Source organism: Faecalicatena orotica, from assembly GCF_003149245.1.
Lineage (GTDB): Bacteria > Bacillota > Clostridia > Lachnospirales > Lachnospiraceae > Faecalicatena_A > Faecalicatena_A orotica.
Genome location: NZ_QGDL01000006.1, coordinates 164,149 through 186,328 on the forward strand (window position 1 = coordinate 164,149; position 22,180 = coordinate 186,328).

Below are 22,180 nucleotides of genomic sequence, written 5' to 3' on the forward strand. Positions count from 1 at the left end.
CCCCTTTCTAAATCTGAAGTCCCCGGCGTTTTTCCAGAATAATCTCTTCCAGAATCTTCGCAGATTCCTTTGCATCCGGGTTAATAATCACCTGTCCCCCGGTCAGCTCTTTCATATCCTCTGTCAGCACTTTTACAGCCACCTTACTTCCAGTCATGAATGGCGGCAGCCCAAGGTGCAGTGGAAGCCCGAGTGATAGTCCGTAGCACCCATCAGCCAGCGCCTGCTCTTCCAGCCATTGTGCCGCAGAAAGTACAAGCGGCAGCTGCGGAAGGTCCACGCCTAGTTCTTCTGCCAGTTCAGTTGCTACGATCTCAAGGCGGCCGATTGCAAGACATGGTCCAAAGTTCAATACAGGCGGGATGCCAAGGCTCTCACAGACAGCCCTCAGCTTAGGCCCTGCATATTTTGCCGCTTCTGGTGTCATAAGTCCGCAGTTCTCAATTCCCCCTGAAGAACATCCGGCCGTCAGGACAATGATATCCTTCGCAATCAGCTCCTTCACGAGGTCTACCGTCAGTACATCGTGCCCGCCTGCAGTCAGGTTAGAACACCCAACCACGCCGGCAACACCCTTTATATCCCCTGATACAATCAGGTCGATCAACGGTTTCCAGCTTCCGCCAAGGAATTTCTTAAGGGAGATTTCACTGACACCTGTCAGCGTGTTATCATAACCGTGCTCTTTCATCAGGTTCATCGGTACGCTGCCTCTGCGTGCACTGTAAGCCGCAACCACCTCATCAATAATCTCCTCTGTCACAGCGGGACGGTTCTCAAAATCAAATTCCTTCAGCTCTGCATTTGCCTTTTTCGCCACATTGTCAATACATATCTGCTTAATCTTTAATTCATCGCAGATTGGTTCGATCCCCGGCAGTGTACAGTTAAATTCCGAAATAACAGCATCAATCCCACCCGTTGCCAGTATCGCTTCACTTGTATAGTTATTGCCTGCATGACCATCAAAGATATCCTCATAATGGGCGCCGCGCAGCTGCAGATCCTGTCCTACACAGGTACACCCGACCAGCTTGAAGCCTTTCGCCCCGGCCTTTTCTGCCTTCTTTACAACATCCTCATCCGTCAGACGGTCCTGCAGGAAGGTGAACATCGAATGCTGGTGTCCCGTAATCATAATATTAATATAATCCGGATCAATGACCCGCAGTCCAACCGGTGCAAAACGGATCTCCGGCTCCCCAAGCACTACGTCGTTGAGAAGATTCGTCAGTACCAGCCCGTAAATTCCTGTGGAAATCCCCAGTTTTAAACAGTCCAGCAGCATATTGACCGGATCTGAGTTCAAATTTGTAGAACATTTTACAACTCCGTGGAACACTTCCGACTTCGCACCACCCGGGAGAATTCCGAGTTCTTTCCATTTCTTATAACGCGGAGCATATGCCATTTTTTCCGTGAGCTGCATCTTCTCATATTCAGGGAGGTAAAGGTCTTTCAGCACTGCGTCTGCAACCGCCTCGGCCCTCCTGTGGATGTCCTCTTCCTCAATGCCAAAAATCGCGGCCAGCCTGTTCAGGGTATCCGGTCCTTTGATTTCACCTTTTGACTTTGCAACGTTCTTAACATTCAGTGCCGTATTTTCAACGACATGTATGTAACACCCTGAACCGGAAGCGACAGCCCGCAGAAAGTTTCTGGCTACGATTGTGTCAGCATCTGCCCCGCAGATTCCTCTCGGGGCCTCCGGTGTGATGCGGCACGGCCCGTTAGCACAGAGCCTGCAGCAGACTCCCTGAAGCCCAAATGCACATTTCGTGCTCTGTCCTTCCACACGATGGTGGGACGTCTCCATCGGCAGTCCGGCAATAAAGCCTTCTAATGGCTTATCAGCGCTCTTACATGTAGTGCATCCATAACATTGATTCATAGTTGTACCTCCTCAATACTTGATAATTTTAGTCCACTTTGTTTTATAAAATTTTCCCTCCGAAAAAGAGGGATTATTTCCTTAAATCATCTCTGCAGTTTAAAAAAGGTCTGACAGTTTCCGTGCCCTTAATTCCTTCATCAATACGCCCTGTATCTTTGCGAGCTCCGTATGTACCCTGCACCTGCTGCCACCGGAATTCCTGCTGCAGCTTTCTCTGAGGCATGGCATGATCAAAGGCTCCTCATCGACTGCTGTCACCACATCATACAGATTCAGTTCCTCAAGCGGCTGATTCAGCCGGCACCCGCCCGAAGCACCCCGCCCAACCTCAATCAGGCCGGCTCTCCTAAGCTTCTTCAATATCTTATAAGCAAACGCCTCCGGAATCTCTTCCGCCTGACATATCTCTTTTACCGTATGCTTTTCCCCGTCTCTTATGGAACGAAGCATACGGATCGCATAATCATTCTCTCTTGTTAAAAGCATGAAAGCACCTCTCATCTTTTGTTAAAATTTTAGCATACTGGACTTTTTTTGTCAACTTTAAATATGAACATTTACAAGCTTTTCGAAGAATGATATACTGGTAACTATCCAATCCAAGAAAGAGGTCGAATTATGTTCCGTTTATGGGGTAAAGAATTTAAAGACAACAGAATGCTGCGTGATACGGTCATCTGTGATGACACGGACGACACACGCACACATAAAGTATTTCATGCACTCGATGCAATCTGCTATGAATTTGATCTGAGCAAACCAATCTGGCTCGATAAGACAATAAAGGACTTCAAGAAACATGCCAAAGCAAGATTTTACCAGGATAATTTTGTAGATTCCATCGATTTCGATTACCTTGAAATCCAGATTATAGAAGAAGAGTAAGGGAACAAAACCGCCCTTACTCTTCGTTTCTATTACTCGTTATGTATGGCTGCAAGCGGGCTCAGTCTCATCGCCCTCAGCGCCGGGAAATACCCGGCTGCCATTCCCACAAACACCGCGAATGCCATCGAGGCAAGCACAAGCCACGGCGGGATATAGGAAATATTTCCGTCAATTCCCATCGCATTGCCGCTCTGCGTCAGGAAGTTGATAATGAAGGACAGCAGGAAGCTTAGGATATTCCCCACTACACCTCCTATAAACCCGATAAATGCCGCCTCCATAAGAAACATCTGTTTAATATTCTTCAGACCGCATCCCAATACTTTTATAACACCGATCTCCTTTGTACGTTCATATATCGACATCATCATTGTATTTGCAATACCGATTGCAGCTACGAATAGAGATACCGCCCCGATTCCCCCGAGAACAGCCTGAATCATTGCAAACTGCTTTTTCATGCTCTCCATATATTCTGCATTCGTTGTAACCTGATATCCCATATTTCTGATCGTAGCGGACAGTTCATCCACATCGTCCAGATTTTCCGCCTGCACGCTTGCAGAACTGTATACAAACTGTTTATACGGCTTGCCTGACTTCGTGCTGGGCTGTCCGGGAATTACTCTGCCGCGGAACTCTTTCTTCAGCAGTTCCTCTAATTTATCTATGTCACAGTAAACATAGTAAAAATTAGCATTATAAGTATCGATATCCCCTTCCACTACTCCGCTGGACTGGACAACATATTTTTTCGGCGGTTTAACCGGTGTCTGATTCGCTCCTCCTTCACCGCCCCCTGCCGACATCCCGGCACCCTGATTCTGTGTTTGAAAATAGCCATCCTGGTCCAGAATCAGAAACATCTGGTCATGTGCCAGATCCACATCCGGTATTTCCCCGGTTTCCCAGTATCCCTTACCGGTTGTCTTCTCATAGAAACTGGTAAGAACGCCATTTCCAAAAACAAGTTCCAGATTGGCACTGTCAGGGTCTGGAAGCCTTCCTCCGGCAGCCAGTTTTATATTCTGCTCCTTAAGTGCTTCCGGCGTCATCCCACGCAGCTGCAGATATCCCATGTACTTGCCTTTTAATGCAATCGCGCTGACATCCAGAATTGGATTTGCACTCTTTACATGCTCCAGCTGCTTTAGCTGGTTAATGACATCATCCGTAATATACTTACTTGGCTCCTGCTGGTCGGAATCACCGGAAGACATATAATACATGGAACCTTCTGTCTGCTTTCCCGTGACTGTCAGGTTCGTAATTCCGCCGGACTGCTCGACTTCACGGTACATGGACTCCTGCATTCCAAGCCCCAGAGAAATCATGACCACAATGGATGCTGTTCCGATAACGACTCCCAGGATGGTGAGAAAAGTTCTAAGCTTTCTTCGCTTGAGGTTGCCACTACTCATCCTCAGTAAATCGATCCACCTCATCCAACAAGTCCTCCTCTTCTACAGACTCCTTCTTTTTCTTTCTTCTCTTGAGTACGATAATCAAGATGACAATCGCTGCCACAACTACAACGGCTCCTATTACAACCGGTAAAACCGGAAATCCTTTTTCAGCCGGCATATCAACCATCTGCGACATATCCATCGGTGCCTGCTCCGGTGTGATCGTCAGTGAAAATTCCTTCTCTACGGTTGATGCTTTTCCAGATTCATCTTCGTATGAGACAATCATCTTACACTTCTGGTCCGGCGCCATCTCCTGTGTAGCTGTAACGATTCCGTCGATAGAACCTGTCGCACCTGAATCCACATTTCCGACAAAGACATCTTTACCTTCGATTCCATCCCCCTGGAATTTTGCTTTTACATTGTATAATTTAATACGGCCTGTATTATAAAGGCTGCATGTAATATTAGCCTCCTCGCCTACCGCTACTGCCTCAGGTGCAATCTCGAGTTCGCTGAATTCAAATCTTGCCGCCTGTTTCACAGGAATCGCCAGACTTGAAGAACTCTCATATTGTGTAGCATTGCTGTCTTCATATTTCATCGTCATTGCAATACTGTATGGCTTCTGAACCAAATCTGCCCTTGCATTCAATGCAATGGAGATATCCTGTGTCCCGCCTGCCGGGATGTAGTCCAGATAAATAGAGCTGGATCCTGATGACGGCAGGAATGCCGGTGCCTCCGCTGCTGCTTCGGTCCCTGATGACGGTGCCTGCAGATCAAACAGCATGTTGGAAACCGCCGTTTTTGTAGAAGTATTCTTCAAATGGATAATCAGCTTAAAGTCGCTGCCTGCATTCACTGCCCCCGGATCTGTATTGAACCCGGTGACAATGACCCTCGGTACGGCATCCTTACCGGATTCTGAACCGCCCCCGCCGCCTGAAACGACAGGGTCACTGTTTGAAAAACCGGCTTCTCCGCCTTCCGGTTCCCCGTTTTCTTCCGGCTTTGGCTCCTCAGGTTTTTCTTCCGGTTTATCCGCCGCAACGGCTTTTACAAATACATACCGGTCTAACTGAAACTGTTTGCCTTCACCGTCCTCATATGTAATCTTAAAAGGAAGTTTATAATACTTACTTTCCACCTCCGGACGAACTGCCAAACCTTCCCATTTAACCATTACTTCATTGCCTGCCGTAATAGTCTCTACCGTACGTTCATAATTCATATCTTCTACGACAAACGGCCATGTATTAGCATCCTCTATGACAGGAGCAATCCTGACTTTTACCGCATCTGCTATCCCCTGATTTTTCAGGCTAATCTCAAGGTCTTTTGTTTCATCCGCTTTAAACTCCGGGGTCTTCTGTTCATCTCCTACAGAAATCACTATTTTGGGCGCATCTGTAGCCGTATCCTCCGCACGTACCCCCGCCGGCAGTATCATCGCTGCTGTCAAAGCAAGGCTCATCGCGATCCCCGCAATTTTTTTAAATGGTCTCATGTTCCTTTTCCTCCCTCTTTTCATGGTTATCTTCTATTTTTACGATTTTCCCGTCTATAATATGGAATATACGGTCTGCATATGTAGCCAGATGATTATCATGGGTAACCATGACAAGTGTCTTCTTCTGCTCACGCACGACTTTCTGCATCAGTTCCATTACTTCTTCTGACGTATGTGAATCCAGATTCCCGGTCGGCTCATCTGCAAATATAATCTTAGGATCTACGACAAGTGCCCTTGCCACGCCAACTCTCTGCTGCTGCCCTCCGGACATCTGGTTCGGCAGATGCTTCTTATGCTTTTTCAGGCTGACCAGGTCAAGCATCCGGTTGGCCTTTTTCAGGCGGCTGCTCTTTGCTTCTCCCCGGAAACTTAACGGAAGCGCCACATTCTCCAGTGCATTCATCGTTCCAATCAGGTTAAACGACTGAAAGATAAATCCGATATTCTCTCTCCTGAACCTGACCAGTCCGTCTTCGTTTAAATGCTCCATGTGCTCATTGTTTATAATTACTTCACCTCTTGTCGGCTTCTCCAGACCCGCGAGCATATTTAGAAGTGTCGATTTTCCCGAACCGGATGTTCCGACAATTGCACAGAATTCTCCTTCATTTATCTCAAAGTCGACTCCATTGAGCGCCCGCACCACCGAATCGCCAACCTTGTACAGCTTATACAAGTTCTTTACCTCAATGACCTTATTCACGGTGTCCCTCCTTCATATTGTGCCGTATACCCTATGCCCTGCAGACATGCATGCAGGGCATGTCTGACAGCACGCCCCGCATATATGCCCAATTAACATCAACAGGCTAATAAGTATACTCTATTTTAACATCATACTTATGTAATTAGAATATTTAACTGTGTAATTTATTAAGATTTCCTTAATTTTTACAACAATCTTTATACTGCTGAAATTATCTGTCAGTCAGGCATAATATTTTATAATATTCCGTAAGTTTTTTCTCTTTCAGTAGTTTACTTAATGAAGGAGCTAATCTCCTCACCTTTTTTAGCTCCTTTCCCACCATAAAAAATAAGCCTGGAACCATACCTGTTTCCGGGCTTAATTTCTGTCTATATTGTGATTAAAGCTTTCTTACAGGAATATCCTGTCAGTTTTTCACTTTTTTTATCCGGCTGGGAAAATCCTGTATATAACTCAAATTTACTGCCATACAGTGCTCTATTTCCATTTTCATCCACACTGGTGAATGCTTTTCTGTCAACTCTGACACGGATTGTTTTCTTTTCCCCTGCATCCAGATGAATTCTCGAAAATGCTGCCAGCGAAGCAGACGGGGGAACAAACTCTGTGTATGTATCTTTCACGTAAACCTGCAGCACTTCGTCTGTCGGCACGTCACCTTTATTCTCAACTTCCGCCAATATTTCTGCTCCGTCAAAAACACCTTCCGCAGATTTTTTTACTTCCACAGCCACACTTTTAACTGCACATTTTCCGTAAGTCAGTCCATAGCCAAATGGGTATAATACATCTCCTTTATAATATCTGTAAGTCCTGCCCGCCATAGAATAATCTTCAAAATCCGGGAGATCTTCTATATCATTGTAAAAAGTTACCGGCAATTTGCCGGAAGGAGATACTTTGCCAAACAGGATATCCGCAACTGCTTTTCCTCCTCTTGCGCCCGGATACCACACTTGGAGAATTGCATCCGCATTCTTGTCTGCTGTTCTTAAATCCATTGCACTTCCCGTCATATTAAGCACGACAACAGGTTTCCCGCATTTTAACACTTCATCCATAAGTTTTCTCTGGGACGGCGGAAAACTTAAATCTCGCTTATCCCCTGACGCATCCGAATTTCCGGTATCTCCTTCTTCCCCTTCCAGAGTCTCATCTAAGCCGACAACAAGAATCACTACGTCTGCATAACCAGCTACTGTCAATGCTTCCGCAAGCCGGTCAGGCTGCTTTGGATCTGCAAGGTGCTCGACTGTATCTTTCCACAAATGACATCCTTCTGAATATAAAATGCGCACATCCTCACCTGCCGCCTGCCGAATCCCTTCAAGGACAGTGATATACTCAGAAGATGTTCCATGATAGTTTCCAATCAAGGCTTTTCTGCTGTCTGCATTTGGCCCGATCACGCCAATCGTATGAATATCCGTCATTTTTAATGGCAAAATACCGTTGTTCTTCAGTAATACCATACTTTTCTGCGCCGCTGTTACAGAGAGCCGTATATGTTTGTCACACTCTACTTCCAGATAAGAGATATCATCCATTTCTGTCTTGTCAAACATGCCTAATAAAAAACGGGTTGTAAACAATCTCACACAAGACTCTGTAATGTACTTTTCATCTATAATCCCTTCCTGATATGCATTTAATATCTTCTGGTAGGTACATCCACAATTCAGGTCGCATCCTGCCTCAAGCGCCATTTTAACTGACAGTTCCGGGCGTTCTGTCACCTTATGGTTCTCATGGAAATCGCGGATTGCCCAACAGTCAGAAACATAATGCCCTTGAAATCCCCATTTTCCCCTGAGGTAGTGTTTCATTAATGTTTCACTTGCACAGCACGGTTCTCCGTTTGTACGGTTATATGCGCCCATCACTGCTTCCACATCAGCTTCCTTTACACAAGCTTCAAAGGCCGGAAGATATGTCTCCTCCATATCCTTTTTGGAAGCAACAGCATTAAAAAAATGTCTCTTTTCTTCCGGGCCGGAATGAACTGCAAAATGTTTTGCACACGCTGCTGTTTTTAAATATTCACCATTCCCCTGCAGGCCCTTAATAAAACGGACTGCGAGGCGGGATGTAAGGTATGGGTCCTCCCCGTATGTCTCATGTCCCCTTCCCCACCTGGGGTCACGGAATATATTCACATTTGGCGCCCAAAATGTAAGCCCTTTATAGATATCTCTGTTACCCTGCTTTAAATTTTCATTATATTTTGCACGACCCTCAACAGCAACTGCATCTCCGATTTCTTCCATCATATTGGTATCAAACGCTGCCGCCAGAGCGATCGCCTGCGGAAAAACAGTGGCAGTTCCCGCCCTTGCAACTCCGTGCAGTGCTTCATTCCACCAGTTATATGCCGGTATATTCAGGCGTGGGACTGCATCAGCGTCAAATTTTAACTGAGAAGCCCTTTCCTCTACCGTCATCTGGGCAACTAACTCTTGCGCCCTCTTTCTTGCTTCATTTCTATTCATATACAGCCTCCGTTTATTCAGACAAATTTTGGTAAAAAAAATCTATCACTTGATCATAGTATTTACTTCCTGAAAAAAATCCGTGCCCCTGCCCCGGGACAATGACTAGTTTTGCCTCATTCCCTGCATTTCTCAATCTGCCCGCATATTCTATAGATTGATTACATGAAACAACCTCATCACACGCTCCGTGGAACAAAAGCATTGGAGGCAGACCTTGTTTATGCGCATAGCTGACCGGGCTCATCTCTTTTAGAATCTTTGTTACCTCTTCTTCCTCCAATTTGGGGGACGGCAGTACATTCACAACAAATCCAGGCTCATGGTTCATATCTTCCACTAATGTCTTTAAATTTGACGGGCAGTAAAAAGAAACAACACACTGTACCGGCTGCATTTCGCATCCACTGTAATCACTCCCAACCATACACGCAATGTGCGCCCCTGCCGATTCACCCCAAAGCCCGATTTTTTCCGGGTTGATATGATATTTTTCTGCATGTTCCCTCAGGTACCGGACTGCCATCCTGCAGTCTTCCAAACATGCCGGCAGAACAGCATGTCTGGTAAGGCGGTATTCCAGACATGCAATGAAAAACCCCGCCTCCGCCAATTTTGCAAGTGTTTCCTCCGGCCGGTAGGATGCTGTAAGAAATTCATCATCCCATGCTCCGCCATGTATCCAAATGATCACTGGCATGTCTGTACAGCCTTCCTTATAAAAACACTCCATATACTGCCTCGGGTGCTCGTCTGCATAATATACACCAGACATATAATTTAAGCCGCGCTTGTAGAAATTAACCCGTGTAATATGACACAAATATTCATATGGATTTTTTTTCGTTTCTGTCATCTTTATCATACTCTCTTTAAATAATCGATGTAATTCTTTTGTATTTCTGTTTCTGGTTTCTTTTTTTCTTTTGGCATATCATAAAAATGCATGATATTTGAAGCGGCCTGATCAAACGGATGCCATGTTTCCATCGGCACCCCTGTACTGTCCTCTCCATTTGGATCTCCGGTCTTAATAAAGTTCACCCAATAGTTACACATCTGTCTTGCGAGATCATAGTGTTTTCCAACAAACGGTCTCCAGCATTTTGCCAGTGTCTCAAAAAAGAACCATAAATCAGATGAGTGAAACGCCCCGGGATCATCTTCCCCCGGTATTTCAGCCCCAAATTCATAGACATATTTGGGATATGTATACCCTTCGTCATGCTCTATGGAACAGAACATTCTGGAACCTGTTTCTATAGAATTCACCGTCCCTCTCAAAAATTCATGATTCGTCCATCCTAAAAGAACCGGAACATCGAGGAAACTATGTTTTCGGATATTGTGGCGCCATGTATCCTTTTGAAACTTCCCGTCTGTCACAGTCACCCAGAATTTTCCATATTGATCATTTTTATCTCTTATATACTCTGCCGGAAGTTTTCTTGCTTCGTCCACGGAAGAAACTCCGAGAAATTCTAAAAACCTGATGCTGTTTTCTTCTGCTTCTTCCAGAGTAACCGAGAACTCGTCGTGAAACGGATCTCCGAATATCCCGCTGGAAACAATTGCCCCTTTGATGCAGTCTTTATTTTCCTGACAGTTCAACTGGGTGAGGACACTTCCTCCGCCCGCAGACTGTCCCCCGATTGTTATACAGTCCGGGTCTCCCCCAAAAGCCTGGATATTTTCCTTTGTCCATTTTAGGGCGGCCTGCTGGTCCAGATTTCCTATATTTAATTCTCCGGCCACATTTTCTCCCATCATATCAGGGTGTGCAAAAAATCCGAATACATTTAAACGGTATTGAATGGTAACTACAACAATGCCCCTGCGCGCCAGGCGCTCTCCGTCAAATTCCATCTCTGCGCTGTTCCCCCACTGGAGCGCTCCCCCGTGTATCCAGAAAAACACTGGAAGTTTATCTTCCCGGGAAGAAGCCGGAGTCCACACATTTAAATATAAACAATCTTCGCTCATGGGAATTTCACTATCTACATTCCATTCTCTCGTATAGATATTTTCCTTATTTAAGCCGGGGATACTCTGCATTGGTATTGGTGAAAATTCAAGACACTCTTTGATACCATCCCAGTTCTTACAAGGTTTGGGCGCCCGCCACCGATTTTCCCCGACTGGGGGACAGGCATATGGAATGCCTTTAAAAGATATAATTCTGGGATCTGCTGCCGCAGATCCCCTGACATAACCGTTTTTAATTTTTGTGATTTTAATCATTGTCCTTGTTCTCCAGATCGACTGTAAATACGGTGATGGAATGTCTGTCCAAATGTATTTTTCCAGCCTTCAATATATCCTTTACCTCTTTTGCAATAACATTTTCCGGTTCTTTTGACGTATTGGATGCATTGAAATCCGGGTGATAAATCTGATAACATAAGGCCTGATCCCACACGGCATTACTGCCTGGCACGGATAATTCCACCTCATAATCTTTGTCTAAATTTTTATTAATGAGAGATACCGCCATTTTCGTACCATCCTCATTCATTGCCGCCACGCAGTCGATATAGCTGGTCTTTACCATACGTTTTTCACTCTTCGCGTCAAGTGAGAATTTCGCTTCAGCCATCCGGTTCGAATAATCAATTACTTCTGGAAGTTCAAACTGCTCACTTTCCATACGGGTTTCTACATAACAGTCACATGCCGCGAATACTTTTGATAACAGCTCAAACACAGAATACTGTGCTCGTCTCAAAACATGGTCCTTCTTAACGGAAATGGCTCCGCACACATTTACGAACGGTGAGTAACTTGCAATTTCTACAATATCACTGCTTCTGATAAATGAATGCAAAATCCCTGCCGTCAAAATCGCATTTTTAAGGGTAAATCTGGTATCATCCGCGTCTTTCTCGAAATCCCACGCATAGGTATTCCATTCATCCCAGGCAACCTTAATGTTCGTCAATGCATCATTTGTGCCTGATACAATAGATGCCCGGGCAACCTCTGTGAGCTTTGTAATATAATCTGGAATATACATACACTGATTATAATCTTCATCTGTAAAAATGCCGTAACCAATCGAATAATGATGGATCGCCACATGGTCGATGAGCGGTTTTAAAACACGTGCAACTTCATAATTCCAGTCACTCCCCAGATCATACCCACAGGCAACTAATTTGATAGAAGGATCTGCCCATTTCATTGCTTTCGCAAAATTCAGCGCCTTCTTTGCATAATCCTGTGCATTCATTGAACCGAACTGCCAGTCTCCATACAGCTCATTTCCTAATCCCCAGTATTTTACATGGAACGGCTTCTCGTACCCAAGACTTTTTCTCATATTTGCATACTTCGTATCCCCCGTACCATTACAAAATTCCACCCAGTTCATCGCTTCTTCGGCAGTTCCGCTTCCCATATTCACACATAAATATGGTTCGGCTCCTGTTTTTTCACAGAGTTTGATAAACTCTACTGTCCCCATCCGGTTATCATCTTCTGCAACCCACGCATAATCGAATTTCTTCGGTCTTTGTTCTTTTTTGCCGATTCCATCTTCCCAATGATAATTGGAAACAAAATTTCCTCCCGGATATCTCAGCATCGGAACATGCACATCCCTCAGCGCCTGAATCACATCCTTTCGGAATCCATCCTCATCTGCCATCGGGCTGTCCGGGTCATACACACTCCCGTAAATAACATCTGCTGCATGCTCCATAAAATGCCCGAAGATATGTTTGCTAATCTTATTTCTTGTGTGGTCCGCATATATTGTCAATTTCGCATTCTTTGTCATACTACTTATCCTTTCACTGCTCCTGCAACGAGGCTTTTTTGTACCTGTTCACTCAATAATAAATACATAATAACTGTAGGAATCGTCGCTATCATCAAGCCTGCTCCGATTTCACCCCACTTTGTTGTATACGCTCCTACCATTGACATGATACCTACTGTAAGAGTCTTGAACTCTGCCTTATTGATAAACGTAACTGCAAACATCAATTCATTCCATGAAGAAATAAATGTGAAAATACTTACTGTCGCAACTGCCGGTCTGATTAATGGAAAAACAATCAGCATAAACATCCTGTAAATTCCGCATCCGTCAATTGCAGCGGCTTCTTCCATCTCCTTTGGCAATGATTCCATAAAACTTGTAAACAGATAAATCGCCATCGGCAGACCAAACGCGATATACGGGATAATAAGTGAAGCATAGGAATTTAATAAATGGGTTTTACTCAAAATAATAAACAATGGCAGCAATGCCGCATGAATCGGTACCATCATTCCCATCAATATAATCTTTAATGTTGTCTCTCTCCCTTTCCATATCATTCGTGAAATCGCATATGCCGACATCGCTGATACAATAAGAGTAACGGCAATCGTAATCCCCGTAACAAGCACACTGTTTAAAAAATACTTTATAACATTTGCCTTAAAAAAAGCCGTAACATAATTTCCAAATCGCCAGTGCTTTGGAAGTCCCGCTATATTCCCTCCAAAAATCTCACTATTGTCTTTTAACGAAAACTCAAACAGCCAAAAAAGCGGATATACCTGAATAAATGCGAAAATAATCAGAAAAACATGTGTAACACAACTTTTCGCCCTGCCTGTAATTTTTTTATTCATTAATACTTCTCCTTATCTCTGAAAAATAGACGAAGCACAAACGTAAGAATCATACACTCAATAATTACAAAGATAGCGATTGCACTTCCATAACCATATCTAAATGAATCAAAAATCGTTTTGTACATATAAATCGTCGGTACCTCTGTTGAAAAGAACGGGCCGCCGCCTGTCAAAACGTAGATAAGGTCGAATATTTTCAAAGCTCCAATCAAAGAAAAGGTAACACAAACTTGTAAAATCGGCTTCAACAATGGTATTGTAATCTTCCATGCAATCTGGACTTTGTTCGCCCCGTCAATCCTTGCAGCTTCATTGATATCGGGGGAAATAGATTTAATTCCCGCATACATAATCAGCATATGGTATCCGATATACTGCCAGAGGTTTGGAATAAATGCCGCTGCCAGTGCGGTACTTTCCTGCCCCAGCCAATCCTGCCCCGGTATCCCCAGCAGGGAGAGGAAGGCGTTTAACAGGCCATAGTCCCCATTGAATATTTTCTGCCACAGTTGTCCAATTACAACACTGGAAATAATAACAGGTATAAAAAAGGTTGTGCGGTATATCTTTTCTCCCCTGCGTACATTTGCCACAATAATTGCCAGAATCAGAGAAACCGGCAGCTGGATGAGCAGGGAACATGCGGCGTAGAGTAATGAGTTCTTAACGGAATTTAAAAATCTTTCATCTGCAATCAAATCTATGTAGTTCTGAAAGCCTATAAACGTCCCCTTTCCGATACCGTCCCAATCCAAAAGGCTATAATAAGCTGACATACAAATCGGGACAACAACAAAGACAGCCATCAAAAACATGGTAGGAAACAGGAACAACGCGATTGCCTTTTTATTTGATAATATTTTTTGCATTTCAATGCTCTCCTTACAGCAAAGGGGCTACAATGAAATGCAGCCCCTTTTTATGAACCTTAATCTTTAATAAAAATCTGAAGGGCTCAATTTTGACATGCTCTCGCAGAATTGCTCTGGAGTAATCTGTAATCCGATCAGCTGAGCCAATAAATCTTTATAAGTTTCAGAATCTTCTGATGAAAGAATATTATCCCACCATGAAATATAAGATGTTCCTGTTTCCATCAAGCCTGCAGACTCGGTATCCAGTGGTGTAAGCCCTGAAGTATCCACACCTGTTGTATCCCAGCATGGGAGTCCTGCTCCCTGCTGATACCCAACCTGACCGATCTTCTTGCTCAAATATTCAAGGTATTCCACTGCTTCCTTCGGATGTTCACAATTCGCATTGATATAATATCCGTCTGAGCTGCCGCCGGAGAATTCTGTGATACTGCCTGCACCATCTTTAATTACCGGGAATGCAATACAAGACACCTTACCATTTGTCGGTGAATCCTCTGCCTGAATGGATGGATGTACCCAGTTTGCCTGATAAAGCATTGCTGCCTGTCCTGCTGCAAAACCTTCCACCATTTCATCGTAGCTCATGCTCATCATGTTTTTGTTAAAAGCGCCTGCATTCACCAGTTCCTGAAGCTTTTCTGCCGCTTCTATAAACGGTTTGGAATTAAATTTTGACGGATCGCCAAATGCTTCTTCCAGTCCTGCATTCCCTGCAGTTCTTGCGGAAATAATATCATACATATACATACCCGGCCATCTGTCTTTTTCTCCCAGAATCATCGGGGTATATCCGGCTGCATTCAGTTTATCAATTGCATCCAGCAGTTCCTCCCATGTTGTAGGGATCTTCGCACCTGCATCTTCAAACATTTCTGTATTGCAGTACAGGTTTGCGAGAAACGTTACTGTAGGAAGTGTATATAACTTGTCGTCAAACGTACATCCGTCCAGCATACCCGGCAGGACACTATTTAAGGTGTCTTCACTCACATAATCATCGATAGGAAGAAGATATGACGCATCAATATAAGGCTTCACAAAGCTTCCCCCGCTGAACATATATGAGATATCCGGTGCCTCTCCAGCTGCAAATGCAGTTTTAATCTTCGTTTTATACTGTTCTCCCGTAACACCATCCTGTTCAATCGTTATGTTTGGATGCAGCTCATGATATTCTTCTACAGAATCTTCGATAATCTTCTTTACCGGATCTGTGTCTGCCACCGACTGATGCCAGATTGTCAGTGTGATCTGTCCATCTGAATCCTTTGCCGAACCTGATTCATCCTTTGATGAACCGCAGGCTGCAAGCGAAACTGTCATGGAAGCTGCAAGAAGCATTGCTCCCACCTTTCTCATTACCTTTTTCATTTCATTACCTCCTTATGAACGATAGCTTGTTCTTGTATAATTAATTATAATGAAAAAGAACAAGCAAATACATTCATAAACCTTTCAGGAATGTTTCATTTTCTTGTTCTTTTTCATCTCAATATTTCATTATTTTGATTTTGTTTCAATCAATTTTCTATATTCTGTTATCGAATACCCCATCATTTTCTTGAACCAGATACTCAGGTAATGGGCATCCTGTATTCCGATCTGCCTGCCAATATTATAATCTTTTAAATTCGTTGTATGGATGAGCTCGAGCATCTTCAAAAGCCTCATGTCAGACTGTATTTCTACATACTTTTTTCCTGTAAAACTTTTCAACATCTTGCTCAAATGGCTGTTGCTGACAGAAAACTCTGTACTCAAATAATTTAAACTCAATTCTTCCCTGTCAATCTGACTGAGCATAAACAGCAATATTTTCTGTATTGTCATTCCATTGCTGTCTCCACGTTCGATTTTTTTTCTGACAGCTATTTCTACCGCAATATTCCCCAGACAGTACTTCAGATGCTCTGCCGTATAACACCAGGACAACTCTTTATCAAACACAAGGCCACACTGATTGATTTCCAAATCAATACAAAGTTTCTGGCAGCTCATATGTATCTTTCTGCGCAGTTCATAAAGATCTTCTTCATCCGGAATACAGTCTTTCACGATTTCCTGTACTTTTTCCATGCTGCCATTTTGGACTGCTTCTTTTAATTCTTCCCATCCGGGCAGCGCTTTCGCGCCTTCAATTTTCTCTTCCTGCCGTTTCTCCCGTATAAAGGCAAGTGCATCCAGATATGCCGCGCGGAGCATCCCCCACCCTTCAAACGGTTCTGATACTCCGGCTAACAGATGGCATCCCAATTTTGTCCGGATCAGTAATTTTAAAATATCTATACATTCCACAAAAGGAATTTCTGCATTATCAGAAATAATCACAATCCGGTTCCACAGATCTTTTAATACAACAACCCCCTCATCGCTTTCAAAAAATGCACTCGCTTCATCCAGCACCTGGGCAATCAAAGCCACTTCATAAAAACCTTCCTGAACGACCAGAACCGCAATTCTGACTTTATCACAACCTGTTCTGTCAATGGTTACTCCATACTCCAGAAGTTTGGCTTCTACATCTTCTCCTATATCGTCTTCTGCTAAAATCTTGTTAATATAAATATCCCGAAAGGCCGTTTTATGTTTTTCTATTTCATCCCGGAACTGGTTATGCTTTTCCTTTTGCTCGCGAAGCTTTCTAATTTCTTCTGTGGCACGCTCAAGGGCAGAGTTCAGTTCATCTGCCTGCACCGGCTTTAAAAGATAGTCAAAAATTCCCACTTTGATACTTCTTCTGGCGTATTCAAAATCATCATAGCCCGTTACGAGTATAATCTTAACTTCCGGCAGGATCTGCACACACTTTTCACTGAATGAAAGTCCGTCTTCCTCCGGCATACAAATATCACTGATAACGATATCCGGTCTGACGTTTTGAATATCCGCAAATGCATCGGCTCCGTTTGAATATTCTCCTATGATTTCCAGATTTAACCTGTCTGTGTTCATTTTCATGCGGATTAGCTTTCTAATCAGCATTTCATCATCAATAAGAATTACCTTCAGTTTTTCCATAATTCATATTCCCCCAAAACATCGCTTTCCAGATAAATATGTATCTCTGACATATCGCTATTTAATATCTCATATGAAAACGCATCTTCATACAAAAGGCTCAGTCTCTGGATGGTTCCCCTTAAGCCCAGACTGCGCTTCTCGCTGTATGTTTTGCAGGAAGATATCTCATCCATAACCTCTTTTGGGATTCCTTTCCCATTATCTCTCACGCAGATATGTATCTTATCTTGAATTTTCTCAACACAAACCTGAATGTACCCATATTGTTTCCGCTGCCGGATTCCATGCTGAAACGAATTTTCTACCAGCGGCTGAATCGTCAATTTTGGAATATTGTACTTAGCGCATGCTTCATCCAGACGGACATCAAATTTGAAGGTTTCCCCAAACCTTATTTTAAGGATATCCGCATAATCCCTGGCAATCTGTATTTCCTCACTGATTGAAAGAAATTCCCGGCCGCCACTGACTGATTTTCTATAAAAATCACCAAGTGCCTCGACAAGTTTTGCGCTGTCCCGCATGTTTTCCGTAAGAATAAGAGCCTCTAATGTTTCCAGCGTATTATAAAGAAAATGTGGCTTCATTAATTCCTGCATTTCATTCATTTCTACAATCCGAATGCGCTTCTGCCTTAAAACAGCTTCTTGGATCAATCGCTTGATCTCATCGACCATCTTATTGTACCCGTCAAACAATACGCGGAATTCGCTTAAATATGTCCGTTCACTGATTTTGGTAAGTTCTCCGTGTTCCACGTTTTTCATTCTGTCCAGCAGGGCTTGTACCGGTCTTGTCAGAATATTTGCAATTGTGACCGAAATTCCTATAATCAAAATTCCAAGTGCAATGATGAGGATGATATTAAACTGTAAGATTTTTTGAAAACTATCCGTTTTTATTACGGGAGAATACCTGATGATTTTCCAGCCCTTCTCATAATTAATAATTCCTGATAAAAAAAATGGCTTTTTATCAATATTTTCCAGACGCAGAAGTTCACCATCCGAAGTTTCCAGTTCACTGGCAGTCTGCAGAATACTGTCAGCCGGGCTAAGGTCTCCTTCTTTGAAAATTACATCGTTGTTTTCATTTAAAATGATAATCCCATCCTTCTCAGAAATAACACTCTCTGAAATAAGTGATTTTATTTTTTGATTATCAATCTGTACCCCTATCACACCACGGCTTTCAAAAGTATTCAGGTCATTAAATGGCCTTACCAGCACGGAATAATTCTGCCCCTCTCTCTTTTCTGTGAGCAGTTGGACCTTGCCATATTTATCTTTTAGCCAGTCATACTCTGTTGTATTTTCCGAATAAGAATCAGCATGCTCGCCGACAGTCAGTTTCTGTCCATTACGGTCAATCAGCCAGGCAGTATCGATACTTTCCGAGAACTGCATAACCGAATAAATTCGGCTGATCAGAACTTGCTGTTTATTAAAATCTGATACGATATTTCCACTTTTCATCTGGTCCTGAACTACACTGTCCGCCAGGATCAATTTAGAATAATTATCGGCATTCTCAAATACAGTAATCAAAGATGTATCAATTGAATGGAGTGTGGCAATGTTCTCCTGTCCGACAGTTTCAATCTCATACTGTTGATAGTGCCGGATATAAATCATTAAATACACAAATATGCTGAAAAAAATAATGATACTCAGTAAAAATGAAATTTTAAGGCTTAGTTTCAAATTAAGCATAATCTTCAAATCTTCCCCATTTTTCGTGATGGACAATTGCATGCTTTATTCCTTGGTAATAACGCACTTTATGCTGTATATGCAATAGTTGTTCCTGCATTTCGCCGATTCTGTCTGTTAATTCTTTTTCACTATTCAGAATAAGATCAAGAATTTCCTCAATATTGCCTTCAAGATCATTCTCATACTTGTAAAATTTACATATCTCCCCGAGGGACATTCCGCAGTCTTTAAAGCATTTTATACTTCTAAGCTGCTGTAAATGAACCTCATTGTAAATCCTCAATCCATTCTTATCTCTTTCTACACCTTTAAGCAGGCCTAATTTCTCATAATATCTAAGTGTCGACGCAGGAAATTGTGTAATTTCCGATATAACCCTGATACTGTATTGCTTCATATTCTCCTCCTAAACTATAATTTTGAGCAGAAAAAGCATAACATTTCAAAATGCTGTTGACTTAAAGTCTACTTCAAATGATACGATTTGTAAAGAAAATAAATATTCAAAAAGGAGAAATCAAAATATGAAGTATCGAAACTTAGGTAAATGTGGTTTAAAAGTAAGTGAAATCGCTCTTGGAAGCTGGATGACAAATCTGGCCCATCCATCTGCTGTAGAAACAGCCAGAGAAACAATAAAGCTCGCCTTTGACTCCGGTGTGAATTTCTTCGACTGCGCAGATGCATACAGCAGCGGGGAAGCCGAGCGTTTTCTGGGGCAGGTATTAAAGGATTATCCGCGCCACGAACTTGTTATCTCCAGCAAAGTGTATTTTCCCACCGGAGCCGGCATCAACGACCGGGGATTGTCCAGAAAACATATTTTAGAAAATTGCTCTGCTACCCTAAAAAATATGCAGTTGGATTATCTTGATCTATATTATTGCCACCGCTATGACACCGGGACTCCTATGGAAGAAACACTGCGGGCAATGAGCGACCTTGTTTCTCAGGGTAAAATTTTATACTATGGTGTGAGTGAGGAATGGGGGAGTGACAGAATCGAGGAAGCCCAGAGGATTATTGAACGTTACAATCTGTATCCCCTTACAGTGATACAGCCCCAATATAATATGCTGGACCGCTATATTGAGCATTCCCTGCTTGATACCTGTCGAAAATATGGTATCGGAATCACATCTTTTTCACCACTTTCACAGGGCATCCTTACCGGAAAATACAAACGCGGCCAGGCATATCCCGCCGGTTCCAGAGCTGTCCACCAGGCGGATTACCAGGTTGAAAACCTTCTGACAGACCATACCTTTGAAATTGTAGAAAAACTGACGGCCATTTCCGATGAACTGAATATTCCTTTGGCAGTTTTGGCAATGGCATGGATTTTACAGAAAAAAGAAATCAGCTGCATCATCACGGGGGCAAGTTCACCGCAGCAGTTGCAAAACAACTTGTCTGCAAGCGATTATGCGATTCCGCAGCCTATTCTCGAGAAAATTGAAGAAATTTTAGACTTTAAAAAATATGAACGGCATGTGGGATAAATCACACAGGGGATGCAGCACGAAGTAATTAGTGCCGCATCCCCTTCTTTTTAATCAATCTGCCAATCTACCGGCTCCACATTGTTCTCCTCCAGAAAACGGTTCGTCTGGCTAAACGGTTTGCTCCCGAAGAATCCCCTGTATGCAGACAACGGGCTTGGATGGGGGGCCTGAAGAATCAGGTGCTTTGGATTATTCAGCATCACTTTTTTCCGTTGCGCCGGGCTTCCCCAGAGAATAAACACGATAGGCCGGTCCTGCGCGTTAAGTACTTTAATCGCTGCATCCGTAAATTCCTCCCAGCCGATTCCCCTGTGGGAGTTAGCCTGATGTGCCCGAACCGTGAGAACGGTATTAAGCATCAGCACACCCTGTTCGGCCCATTTTGTCAGACAGCCGTGATTGGGGATCTCGCAGCCGAGGTCATCATGAAGTTCCTGATAAATGTTCACCAGTGACGGCGGAACCTCCACACCTTTTTTTACAGAGAAGCACAGCCCGTGTGCCTGACCGTTATTATGGTACGGGTCCTGCCCCAGAATCACAACTTTTACATCCTTAAGTGGTGTAAGATGAAACGCATTGAATATATCATTTGCGGGCGGAAATATCAGACGGGTATGGTATTCCTGATTCACCGTCTGGAATAAGTTCTTGTAATAATCCTTTTTAAATTCATCTTTTAGTGCTTCATACCAATCGCCATTTATCCCAGCCATGTTCATTTACTCCTATCTTTTATGTTTAATTAATCGAAGGCTCTCTACAGCCTTACTGAAATGCCTTCCTTCTGGAGGTATTCCTTCACTTCCCTGATTTCCAGTTCTTTATAATGGAACAGTGAAGCTGCCAGTGCGGCATCTGCCTTGCCTTCTGTCAGCGCTTCTTTAAAATGTTCCAGTCTGCCGGCGCCGCCTGATGCTATGACCGGGATCGAAACATTTTCCGCAATCGTACGTGTCAGTTCCAGATCATAGCCTGCCTTTGTGCCGTCACAGTCCATGCTCGTCAGCAGAATCTCTCCCGCTCCGAGGCTTTCGACCTTTCTGGCCCATTCGACTGCATCTATACCGACATCGATCCGGCCGCCGTTCTTATAGATATTCCATCCACTGCCATCCTCCCGCTTCTTCGCGTCGATTGCCACGACTACACACTGGCTGCCGAACTTTTCCGCTGCGTCATGGATCAGTTCCGGAGTATTGATTGCAGAAGAATTGATGGAAATCTTATCCGCTCCTTCACGAAGCAGCGCCCTGAAATCTTCTACTGTACGGATTCCGCCTCCTACTGTAAACGGAATAAATACACACTCCGCCACCTTCCTGACCATATCCACAACCGTCTCCCTTGCATCGGAGGACGCCGTAATATCAAGAAATACCAGTTCATCCGCCCCGGCCTTGTCATAGGCCTTTGCAATCTCAACCGGATCCCCCGCATCCTTTAAATCCACGAAATTAACGCCCTTCACAACCCTGCCTGCATTCACATCCAGACATGGAATGATTCTCTTTGTAAACATCGCCCTTC

The 22,180-nt window shown here is 43.6% G+C and carries 19 protein-coding genes; 2 read left to right on the forward strand and 17 right to left on the reverse strand.

The features are described from left to right. Positions 1 to 7 precede the first annotated feature (7 nt). Together cooS and A8806_RS11075 are read right to left on the reverse strand one after the other, a co-directional pair. Complete coding sequence (gene cooS / locus A8806_RS11070; RefSeq protein ID WP_109731261.1) at positions 8 to 1,891, reverse strand: anaerobic carbon-monoxide dehydrogenase catalytic subunit; 1,884 nt, start codon at positions 1,889 to 1,891, stop codon at positions 8 to 10. A gap of 99 nt (positions 1,892 to 1,990) precedes the next feature. Then, positions 1,991 to 2,380: an RrF2 family transcriptional regulator gene (locus A8806_RS11075; protein ID WP_109731262.1), complete on the reverse strand. Its 390-nt coding sequence runs from the start codon at positions 2,378 to 2,380 to the stop codon at positions 1,991 to 1,993. Between the two features lie 132 nt (positions 2,381 to 2,512). On the opposite strand from A8806_RS11075, the gene A8806_RS11080 reads away from it, so the two are divergent. Further along, positions 2,513 to 2,779 carry a hypothetical protein gene (locus A8806_RS11080; RefSeq protein ID WP_109731263.1) on the forward strand — a complete coding sequence of 89 codons (267 nt, stop codon included), beginning with the start codon at positions 2,513 to 2,515 and terminating at the stop codon, positions 2,777 to 2,779. A gap of 32 nt (positions 2,780 to 2,811) precedes the next feature. Here A8806_RS11080 and A8806_RS11085 read toward each other — a convergent pair whose 3' ends face one another. The 13 genes from A8806_RS11085 to A8806_RS11145 all read right to left on the reverse strand — a co-directional run bounded on the left by A8806_RS11085 (position 2,812) and on the right by A8806_RS11145 (position 19,542). Then, positions 2,812 to 4,227, reverse strand: coding sequence for an ABC transporter permease (locus A8806_RS11085; protein ID WP_109731264.1), 1,416 nt, complete (start codon positions 4,225 to 4,227; stop codon positions 2,812 to 2,814). After that, entirely contained in the window at positions 4,196 to 5,701 is a 1,506-nt protein-coding gene (locus A8806_RS11090; protein WP_109731265.1) for a COG1361 S-layer family protein, read from the reverse strand. The genes A8806_RS11085 and A8806_RS11090 overlap by 32 nt, the downstream gene beginning before the upstream one ends. Then, complete coding sequence (locus tag A8806_RS11095) at positions 5,688 to 6,410, reverse strand: ABC transporter ATP-binding protein (RefSeq protein WP_109731266.1); 723 nt, start codon at positions 6,408 to 6,410, stop codon at positions 5,688 to 5,690. Before A8806_RS11095 ends, A8806_RS11090 begins: the two co-directional genes overlap by 14 nt. Positions 6,411 to 6,784: 374 nt before the next feature. Further along, positions 6,785 to 8,905 (reverse strand): glycoside hydrolase family 3 C-terminal domain-containing protein, encoded by a 2,121-nt coding sequence (locus tag A8806_RS11100; RefSeq protein WP_109731267.1) that lies wholly within the window; start codon positions 8,903 to 8,905, stop codon positions 6,785 to 6,787. A gap of 13 nt (positions 8,906 to 8,918) precedes the next feature. Continuing rightward, the gene (locus A8806_RS11105) at positions 8,919 to 9,761 is read right to left on the reverse strand and encodes an alpha/beta hydrolase (RefSeq protein ID WP_181368668.1); all 843 of its coding nucleotides are present in this window, start codon (positions 9,759 to 9,761) and stop codon (positions 8,919 to 8,921) included. 5 nt (positions 9,762 to 9,766) lie between these two features. Next, entirely contained in the window at positions 9,767 to 11,146 is a 1,380-nt protein-coding gene (locus A8806_RS11110; RefSeq protein ID WP_109731269.1) for a carboxylesterase/lipase family protein, read from the reverse strand. Continuing rightward, positions 11,139 to 12,683 carry an alpha-L-arabinofuranosidase C-terminal domain-containing protein gene (locus A8806_RS11115; RefSeq protein ID WP_109731270.1) on the reverse strand — a complete coding sequence of 515 codons (1,545 nt, stop codon included), beginning with the start codon at positions 12,681 to 12,683 and terminating at the stop codon, positions 11,139 to 11,141. The genes A8806_RS11110 and A8806_RS11115 overlap by 8 nt, the downstream gene beginning before the upstream one ends. A 5-nt stretch (positions 12,684 to 12,688) precedes the next feature. Continuing rightward, positions 12,689 to 13,528: a carbohydrate ABC transporter permease gene (locus tag A8806_RS11120; RefSeq protein ID WP_109731271.1), complete on the reverse strand. Its 840-nt coding sequence runs from the start codon at positions 13,526 to 13,528 to the stop codon at positions 12,689 to 12,691. Beyond that, entirely contained in the window at positions 13,528 to 14,400 is an 873-nt protein-coding gene (locus A8806_RS11125; RefSeq protein ID WP_109731272.1) for a carbohydrate ABC transporter permease, read from the reverse strand. The genes A8806_RS11120 and A8806_RS11125 overlap by 1 nt, the downstream gene beginning before the upstream one ends. A 66-nt stretch (positions 14,401 to 14,466) precedes the next feature. After that, the gene (locus A8806_RS11130) at positions 14,467 to 15,780 is read right to left on the reverse strand and encodes an extracellular solute-binding protein (protein WP_109731273.1); all 1,314 of its coding nucleotides are present in this window, start codon (positions 15,778 to 15,780) and stop codon (positions 14,467 to 14,469) included. A 129-nt stretch (positions 15,781 to 15,909) separates the two neighbouring features. Further along, on the reverse strand, positions 15,910 to 17,427 hold the full coding sequence (locus A8806_RS11135; protein ID WP_109731274.1) for a response regulator transcription factor: 1,518 nt from the start codon (positions 17,425 to 17,427) through the stop codon (positions 15,910 to 15,912). Continuing rightward, a complete protein-coding gene (locus A8806_RS11140; RefSeq protein ID WP_181368669.1) occupies positions 17,415 to 19,142 on the reverse strand; it encodes a sensor histidine kinase in 1,728 nt (575 codons plus the stop codon). The genes A8806_RS11135 and A8806_RS11140 overlap by 13 nt, the downstream gene beginning before the upstream one ends. Then, positions 19,135 to 19,542 carry a MerR family transcriptional regulator gene (locus tag A8806_RS11145; protein WP_109731276.1) on the reverse strand — a complete coding sequence of 136 codons (408 nt, stop codon included), beginning with the start codon at positions 19,540 to 19,542 and terminating at the stop codon, positions 19,135 to 19,137. The genes A8806_RS11140 and A8806_RS11145 overlap by 8 nt, the downstream gene beginning before the upstream one ends. Before the next feature lie 127 nt (positions 19,543 to 19,669). Here A8806_RS11145 and A8806_RS11150 point away from each other — a divergent pair, with 127 nt between their 5' ends. Further along, a complete protein-coding gene (locus A8806_RS11150; RefSeq protein ID WP_109731277.1) occupies positions 19,670 to 20,647 on the forward strand; it encodes an aldo/keto reductase family protein in 978 nt (325 codons plus the stop codon). Between the two features lie 50 nt (positions 20,648 to 20,697). Here the strand turns inward: A8806_RS11150 and A8806_RS11155 are convergent, their stop codons facing one another. Both A8806_RS11155 and hisF read right to left on the reverse strand, forming a co-directional pair. Next, on the reverse strand, positions 20,698 to 21,366 hold the full coding sequence (locus A8806_RS11155) for a uracil-DNA glycosylase (protein ID WP_109731278.1): 669 nt from the start codon (positions 21,364 to 21,366) through the stop codon (positions 20,698 to 20,700). Between the two features lie 44 nt (positions 21,367 to 21,410). After that, complete coding sequence (hisF, locus tag A8806_RS11160; protein WP_109731279.1) at positions 21,411 to 22,172, reverse strand: imidazole glycerol phosphate synthase subunit HisF; 762 nt, start codon at positions 22,170 to 22,172, stop codon at positions 21,411 to 21,413. Positions 22,173 to 22,180: the final 8 nt, after the last annotated feature.